Annotated in this window: 5 protein-coding genes; all 5 read right to left on the bottom strand. The window is 39.2% G+C overall.

Annotated features, from left to right (window positions below):
- Positions 1-65: 65 nt before the first annotated feature.
- Positions 66-2,807, bottom strand: a complete 2,742-nt coding sequence (locus A9Z07_RS00865; protein WP_413772614.1) for an RHS repeat-associated core domain-containing protein — start codon at positions 2,805-2,807, stop codon at positions 66-68.
- 626 nt (positions 2,808-3,433) lie between these two features.
- Positions 3,434-3,817, bottom strand: a complete 384-nt coding sequence (locus A9Z07_RS00870; RefSeq protein WP_069576218.1) for a hypothetical protein — start codon at positions 3,815-3,817, stop codon at positions 3,434-3,436.
- 70 nt (positions 3,818-3,887) lie between these two features.
- A complete protein-coding gene (locus tag A9Z07_RS00875) occupies positions 3,888-4,289 on the bottom strand; it encodes a hypothetical protein (protein WP_069576220.1) in 402 nt (133 codons plus the stop codon).
- Positions 4,289-5,707 carry a hypothetical protein gene (locus A9Z07_RS00880; protein WP_069576222.1) on the bottom strand — a complete coding sequence of 473 codons (1,419 nt, stop codon included), beginning with the start codon at positions 5,705-5,707 and terminating at the stop codon, positions 4,289-4,291. Before A9Z07_RS00880 ends, A9Z07_RS00875 begins: the two co-directional genes overlap by 1 nt.
- 9 nt (positions 5,708-5,716) lie before the next feature.
- Positions 5,717-8,247, bottom strand: a 2,531-nt coding sequence (locus A9Z07_RS00885; protein ID WP_205634327.1) for a type VI secretion system Vgr family protein, incomplete at its 5' end; no start/stop codon positions are given.

Consider the following 8,247-nt stretch of genomic DNA (forward strand, 5'->3'; position numbering starts at 1 on the left):
GCTTTAAAATTTGCTATAAACACACTCATGATCACTTCAACTAGAATGGTTAACATCATTTCACCTTATTTCTTAATTTGCTTATCTTTAGAATCAGTTGCAGCTTTCACTGCGCGAGAACTTGCTTGCCCTATTACTTGTTCATTCGCAAATACAACCATGCCTGAAGCATTATTTTTGACAAATTTCCCAATATTTGGTGCATTTACAGCCATACTTTTCCAACCTACTTGACCAAAACCTGCTGCGGCTGATGTTCCAGCATCCCAAGCTGCTGTAGCAGCACTAGTTGCCGCGACACCGCCCGTACGAACTAGATTAATATCGGTTACACACGAACATGCAATACTTTGCATTGCAACATCTAATCCTCCCCCTACAGCAGCACTGGTTCCTGCTGCTTTAGCAATGGTTCCTGTCGACAAACCAGCACCAGGAAGCTTCGCACCAGTTCCAAGATAAGGCATAACTTTACGCGCGATCGGCGCTGCAACAGCTCCTCCGCCTGTTGCCGCTCCTGCCACAGCATACGGTCCATATCCAGCAACTACGGCAGCCCCTAAAACGGTATTATTAATCGCACCTTGATTTCTTAAATCTCTCCGTAATGCAGGATCTTTAGCAAACCCACTCATTGTATTTGGAAATAAATTCCCCAATAAACCAGGACTTTGTGTCGGTTTATTATTCATGACAGGGAAATCATTTCGTCCCATACCTCGATTAACTTTAGCCTGCTCAGTCGCGTTACGCTGACGCTCTACAATCGGAGCATTCCTACGGTTAAAGTCTTGAGAATAACGTTCATAGTTTAACTGATTAGAATTCTTATTTTTCTCTGCCATCAAGCCCATCGGATCAACCCATTGAGTTGGATCACTTACATATGCAGAGGTATTTATGCCCCCTTCTAACCCTATCGGATCTTTACTCAGATACCTTGCACTATACGGCTCATAATAACGATAACGGTTATAATGCAGTCCTGTTTCATTATCGTAATACTGACCTTGGAATCTCAGATTACTCTGCTCAAATGGATTGTCCTTATTGAGCATTTGAATCTCGAGTGCAGTCCCCCATGTATCCTGAGTAATTTCCCAGATACATTCACCTGCGGCATTACTCAGCGTTTGCGGTGTTCCCACCTGATCACAATGATAAAAAGCGGTTTGCTCTAAAGCCACACGATTTTTACGAGTATCTGTACTCCAGATCGTATCTCTATAAACTGAATAAGGCTTGTTGAGGTATTCGCTATAATCAGGCGTTTCAATCAGCTGAATAAAACCTTGATACCCCGCCTGCATTAAGGGTACAAAGCTATCAGGCTCATAAACATAATGTTTGGTATAGCTATCCTCAGGATGGCTCGAATTTTGGCTTGACTCCCAAATCATCAAATCACCATCCCAACCAAATAAGGTGAGATCTTGGTTTGATGATTTCTTATATAAACGACGTCCAAAGACATCATAACCATACTGAGTCACTTGCCCATTCAAGTTACTTTGGATCAAACGGTTATGATTGTCCCACGTCAGCTTTAAAGTTTTACCATTTTGCGTGGTTTCAATCACATTGCCTTGCACATCATATTGATAATGCTTGCCTTGATACTGTTTGATTAAATTGTTTTTGGCATGTGTTGTCTGGTTGATTGGATCAACCAGATTCCCCGCTGGATCAAACTTGAAACTTTCGTTTTTATGCTGACTTTGCGTGGAAATCAAACGTCCAATCGGATCATATTGATAATTCAGCTGTCCTAAACGACTGTCTTCAACTTGAGTGAGCAAATAGTTTTTATCATATTGATAATGTCTATGCGCTTGGTAACGGAGTCGATCTAAGGTTTCTTGCTCAGGCTCAATCTGTTGAGAAATTAATAACCCCACATCATTATAATGCTTAGTTTGCATCAAACCATTTGCCAGAAAACGTACCGTTTCACGATGTAAATCATCTCGCTGAAAAGAAACGATATCCTGTTGGTTAAACGCAATTCCGTAGATGTGCCCTGAACCATAGCTCAGATTCGTCTGTTCCTGTCCATCCGGACGAATGGTTTTAACCAGATTACCTAATTCATCATATTCATAACGCAATACAGCTGTTAGATTTAACATTTTATAATGCTGATGTTCACGCACCAATTGCCCAAGCTGGTTACGATACATTTGAACTTGACTCTCAGCATTACTGGCCGAGCTTAATTGTTGATTTAAATTATATTCAAAATGCTCTGTCTGGCTTTGGTGGGTATGCAGGTTGGTATAAGTTTTTGAAGCTATCTGTCCGTCGTCATAATAGCTAAATTCAGTCAAGATATTAGGTTGGCGAATCTGGAATAACAAACCATTTTCACTGTAGCTATAATGCTTTTCTTCTCCATCAAATGCTTGTTCGCGAACTAACTGACCAAACTTGTTATAGCCAAACTGGTATTCAGCCTGATTCTGGTTAATGAGCTTTTGAATACGCCCTTGTTTATCCCATGTATAACCAACACGATGCTGATTGGCATCAATCCGATGCTCAAGCAAACCGACATTATTGTATTGATATTGAGTAATTAGGCCATTGGTATCCGTGTGTTTAAGCAAGCGACCTTCTTCATCATGCTCAAACAACTCCTTTAATCCATCTGGGTAAACAATTGCTTGAAGCTGGCCTTTATCTTTGCCTTGCATGCTATACAGATATTGAACTTTCTGCTCATTCGCTGCTTGCTGAGCATTTAGGTCACCTTCTTCATCATATTCCCATGTACTACTTTTACCAGAACAATCAGTATAAGACAGCATTTGTCCTTGATCATTGTACTGGATTTTTTTGATACCACCTTTAGCATCAATCACTTCTACAACTAGATTACTGCTGTTGTATTTATATTGGGTAACATGACCTAAAGGATTAATCTCTTTGCTGACGTTGCCCTGTGCATCATATTCACGTTTCCAGATATTGCCTTCTGGATCTTTGGTTTCGGTTAAATTTCCTTGTTCATCATATGCAAAGCGAATCACACCACCATTTGGCTGTACAATTTTCGCCAGTTGGCCCTGATCATTATATTCTTGTTGAGTTTCTCGACCTTCAAAATCAATTTGTCGGGTGATGCGTTTTTCACCGTCACGAGAATACCAAGACTCTCGACCATCGGCTAAGCGGGTACGATAAGTAAAGCCATCTAGATCGAAATAATAGTAGGTTGGCACATCATAAGCATCGTAAACTGCAACTTGGCGTAAACGCGGATGCCATTTTAGTTTGGTATGAAAACTGCCGTCATCTGCCCATTCTTCAATGGCTTTGGCATTTGGCAACGTCGATTCATAACGAATATTCTACTAGAATTAATAAAGACTATATTCATTCAAACATACTATCAAAGCCAAATCATTTAATTTTTAAAATAATTAATTTAAGTTTACAACCAGAAGAACATAATTGAACTTATTACTATTGCAAAGCCAAAAAACATTGATAGCTTAATATAAAACCATATTTTTTTATGTTGCTCTACTACTTCTATTGCTGATTTAAAATCCAAACCATAGAATAATTTTCTTTTTTCAAAGAATTTTTTCAAGCTTTTTTCTGAAATAAAGAAATTTATATTAACAAAAGTAACACCTAAAATTACTGCTTCAATATTAGCAACATCCATTGATTTATTTTTATACAAGCTTCCATAAAATATACTCTTCAAAGCTTCATTACTGTTCACATACCTTGCAGCTAATTGGTGAAAAATCGCCCACAGCACTACAGATAACAACAAATAAATTACTAATAAATCTTTAAGATACATATCATATCCAAAGACTCCTTAATGTTCATAAAAATTCTCTTTAAAGGCAGCACAAACAAAAAAATCCATTTTATTTTAAAAAAATAAAAAAAACACCAAAGAGTAGAAATAAAACACCAAACACACCCTGAAGAATAATATAAAAATTAAGTTTCCTATAATTTCTCACAATATAAACGGCAGCCTTTGTATCTAATGCTGTGAAAAGTGGATGTTTTCTTCTTTTAAAGAAAATATATTCAGGATTGTTTTTTGCATATAAAAAATATTGAATATTAATCACAGTAATAACAGACATAACAGCTTGAATATTAGGTATATCCATTGATTTATTTTTAAATAAATCAAATCCATACAAACTCTTTCTAAGCTCTGAAGATTTAACGATTATTCTTGAAGCCAGTTGATGGAAAACTCCAAAAAAAATAAGGCAAAGGATAAATCCAATGACTAAATAGTCTTTTACACTCATTAAAAAATACTCTTAATTTTATCATATGAATATTCAGCAATACTTGCACCAGCAACACCACCTACATATCCACTACCTAACGTAATACTCACCGCAGCAACACCAACAATTACTAATACTGGTAACCCTGCTGTTCCTACTACAGCCGTAACAAGCATCCCCCCTACATAAGCACCTAATGCACCAGCAGCAAGTCCGCCTTCAATTTTACCAGTTTGTTTAATAATTTCTTTTCTAGTTGCATCTGAATCACCAGTTTTATAAACATCTGCAACAGACTGCATACTACTAATTATATCCCATGCAAAAACTATACGACCACCATATTTTAAACCCTTGCTAACTTTAGAGGTCTCATCCATGTTTTTAATATATTCATCAATACTACTATTATTTTTAGCTCGAACGAAAACAGTTCGTCTTATTGCATCTCTATTATTTTTATAATTAATTCCATGGTTCCAAGCAAAAAATTTTTGCCCAGCAGCTTGATTCATTCTTTTTATATCGCTCGCATATTGCCTTTCAAAACCAGCAAAGTGTCGCCGTGTTGATATTTTGCTTTTGATACTTTTCTCATAGTCCATATATTTAAGTAAAGCAGTATAACTACTTGCAGCTTCCTTATTTGCATGCCCTATTAAATTAACTGCACTATCAACCCCTTCTTTTGTAGCAAAAACAAATGGATCTTTTTTTAAATTTTCTGCAAAAACCTCATAAAAATCAGGAGTTATGGGTTCCTTTACAAAACCAACTAGATCACTCTGTTTCTTTATTTCTTGTAATTGATCGTATGTGTTAGCAAAATATAAGGGATCAAAACTCGAGTCTTTTAACAGCGATTTTAATTTAGACTCAGCTTGACTTGCTTTTACACGATAATCAGCTAAATCCTTTGCAGTAGTACTGTTAGACAAAATAAGAATTTGGCCTGGTATTAAAATTTTTACAGGCGCGATATTTTCAATGTGTGTATTGTTACTTCTTAAAACATCCCAATCAGAACTTGTTAATGGACGTTTAAATACTCGTTTAGACCAATCCATCATTGTTTCTTTTTGTTTAACCAAGTACCAACCGACTTTACCATCGTTTAAATAAATTTCTTTAATGTTTTCAGTAGCTTTTTTAGTAATCGCACTTGTCGTTTTTATGCTAAAAGCACTCCAATTACTTTTTGTTGAATAGGCTTTGGCAGAAATTTTTTGCAGTAGCTCTCCCCGAATATAAACCTCATAAATCAAAACAGTATTTATATTATGAATTTCATACCATTGAGTAAAACCCTGTTCATCAAAACGGCCTTCAAACATTGTTTGTTTATTCGTACTTTTATTATGAACAACAAACTTATAAGTCAAATCTTTTAACTTTAAAGGAGCTTGTACATTAAGCTTTAATCGACTGTGATGCATATCTGCTCCTTATTCTTCCGCATTTCCATCTTCTTCAGCCTCTTCAATCTCATTGACCATGACCCTTGTTGTCAGGGATTGAGCTGAAGCCGTGGTTTTTAAATTCATAAACCCATTTCTGTCCGTTATACCCTTTTGGATATTTCCACTTTCATCAATAAGAAGATAAGGTTTATTCACTAATGCTTGGTTTTCTTTATTTTTAACTAAATATTGAAGAATAAAAGGGTTATTCATTTCAGGAAAAACAGGCATTTGTGGTGATATACTTGCCCCACCCATAAACAAATGCTGCCCCGCCTTCGCTTCAAATTTCCCACTGGTCACAGGGAAAATACCTGAGCCATTCAGCTTGATCTGAGAACCACCCGCGGTAATCACAATCTCTTTCGGACTACTGATTTCAATACGATCTTCGGTTGAAATAATTTGAATCCCTTGCTTAGCAAGTAAATCCATTCCATCTGACTGAGCCTGAACTTCAAACTTACCTTTTGCAGCAACCTGCTTAATCCCATTTTGCGCGGCAAACAGGCTAATTCTGTTTTGCGCATGCGTAATCAGATTTTTCTGTGTACTTAGATTGATACTGTCGCCTGCAAACTGGTTGATCTGCCCATCCGCAGATAAATGAATATCTTCATTGGTGCTCAGACCAATGCCAGCGGGTGAATTAAGTAATAACAGTGATTTTTTAAATTGCGCGATTTTGTCTTGAATCTGCTCTGCAAACTCTTTGAGCTGATCAAGCGATTCAATCTCATCTGTCTGCTGATTCTTAGCGACTTCACTTAAAGCTTTGGCATTGCTCTGGTTTCCTTCCAGCTGTTGCTTGGCTGGTTGGGCATCAAGGTGTTCACCTTTGGCTTGATCCTGCTTATGCGTGGAAACGAGTAGACCTTCTCCAGCTCGGACTGCACCCCATTGATCGGTACGTAGTTCAAAACCTTCACCGCGGTCTTCACTTTCTGCCTTGTCTTTAGGATGGCTCAGTTTACCTAAGTTAAGTTGGCTGGCAGCGTGGCTGCTTTGTAGTTGGGCACTAATTTGTCCTGTGGTGTCATCAAAGCGTAACTGGTTAAAGCCTTCGCCTTGGTATTCTTTGGACTTGATCCCTGCCAGTTTCTTGGTGTCTGGAAGCTTACCTGCATTGTCGAACTTGGTCGGGCTGCGTTGGGCTTCGTGAATGCGTCCCACTACAAATGGCCGGTCAATGTTGCCATCAAAGAAGTCGATCACCACGATTTCATTGATTCGTGGCAGAAAGCGAGCACCATAGCCTTCGCCTGCCCAAGGCGTCAGAACATCGACCCAAGCTGAATCGGTGTCATTGTCATTAGCACCTGCACCACCATCATGGCTGTGGTCTTCATTGCGGGTAAACAGAAAGCGGACTTTAATCCGCCCCCATTCATCGACATGGATTTCTTCGCCACTTGGGCCAACCACTTTAGCGCGTTGTGGGGATGCTGCTGGTCGGTGTTGTAATGGGTTGTATTCAGGAACCGTTTTGATGTTGCGACGTTGTAGTGTGAGTTGATTGGCTTGGCGTTCTTCTATGTTGCTTTGTTGGGTGAGCTGCCAATGACTTTGTGCTAAAAGTTGATTAATCTGCTGCTGCAGATCTTTGGGTAAGTTGTTCTGGTTATAAAACTGTTTGCCTGTGATCAGGAATTCTTTGTCTGCGCCACTGTGCTGGTCAATCTCAGGGTGTTCTGCCAGTTCAAACCAGTAACCGACATGGGTATCTCGGACGGTGGTCTTTGCCACGAACTGTTTGGATTGTTGGTCATAGTATTGACCTAAGTTTTGATTGAGCTTTTCAATTTGCGCATTGCCAGATTGGGTGGCTCCATCTTCTCCATTGAGGTCTTGCATCCATGCTGGTGAGAAGTGCCATGCCTGTTCTAAACCAAGGCTGGCATTGTCGTGTTGTTCACTATGTTTGTGGGTACTTTGTACACTGCCTGCACCTTCTTCCTGTTCCAGTGCATCGGCTTGCCAGCGTTGTACATGCACCGCACTTGGTTGTAATGAGCGTTGTCCCACTAAACTGGTCATGCTGTCGTATTGTTCGGTGGCACTACTGCGGTGGTAGCGAATATGGCGACGGTCTAAGGCTTGGTACTGGCTATTGTCATCAATTAAACGGAGTTTCTGGGCCTGAATCTGTTCGCTGGCACTACCGACTTTCAGCTTTGATTCGTCGACCAGCCAGTTAATCCCTTCGCTACGCATCAGACGGGTGAGAAAGTCATAGTCACTTTCATTGGATTGCATGATAAAGGGACGGACGTCATAGTCTTGGCTGAGTCCGCTTAAATCAAGTGTTAAGCTCGATGCAAATAAGGGACTTTTTTGTTGCCATTCTTTGAATATGACTTCAACAACATCACGCACGCTTTTATTCATAAACACACGGCTGTTACGGCGTTGTTTCCACAGTGCGGTTGGGTCTTCGAGTGTCAGTTTATAGAGAGTTAAGCTACCATCAGACTGACCTTGTAAGGCTTGAGTGATAATCCCCGTGACACGGCTCA

Source organism: Acinetobacter sp. YK3 (assembly GCF_001729365.1).
Taxonomy (GTDB): Bacteria; Pseudomonadota; Gammaproteobacteria; order Pseudomonadales; family Moraxellaceae; genus Acinetobacter; species Acinetobacter vivianii.

What these genes read in the sequence shown, in the direction of transcription:
- A9Z07_RS00865 (WP_413772614.1), bottom strand. Translation starts at nt 2,807, where the DNA reads ATGCTGTCTTATACTGATTGTTCTGGTAAAAGTAGTACATGGGAATAT.
- A9Z07_RS00870 (WP_069576218.1), bottom strand. Translation starts at nt 3,817, where the DNA reads ATGTATCTTAAAGATTTATTAGTAATTTATTTGTTGTTATCTGTAGTG.
- A9Z07_RS00875 (WP_069576220.1), bottom strand. Translation starts at nt 4,289, where the DNA reads ATGAGTGTAAAAGACTATTTAGTCATTGGATTTATCCTTTGCCTTATT.
- A9Z07_RS00880 (WP_069576222.1), bottom strand. Translation starts at nt 5,707, where the DNA reads ATGCATCACAGTCGATTAAAGCTTAATGTACAAGCTCCTTTAAAGTTA.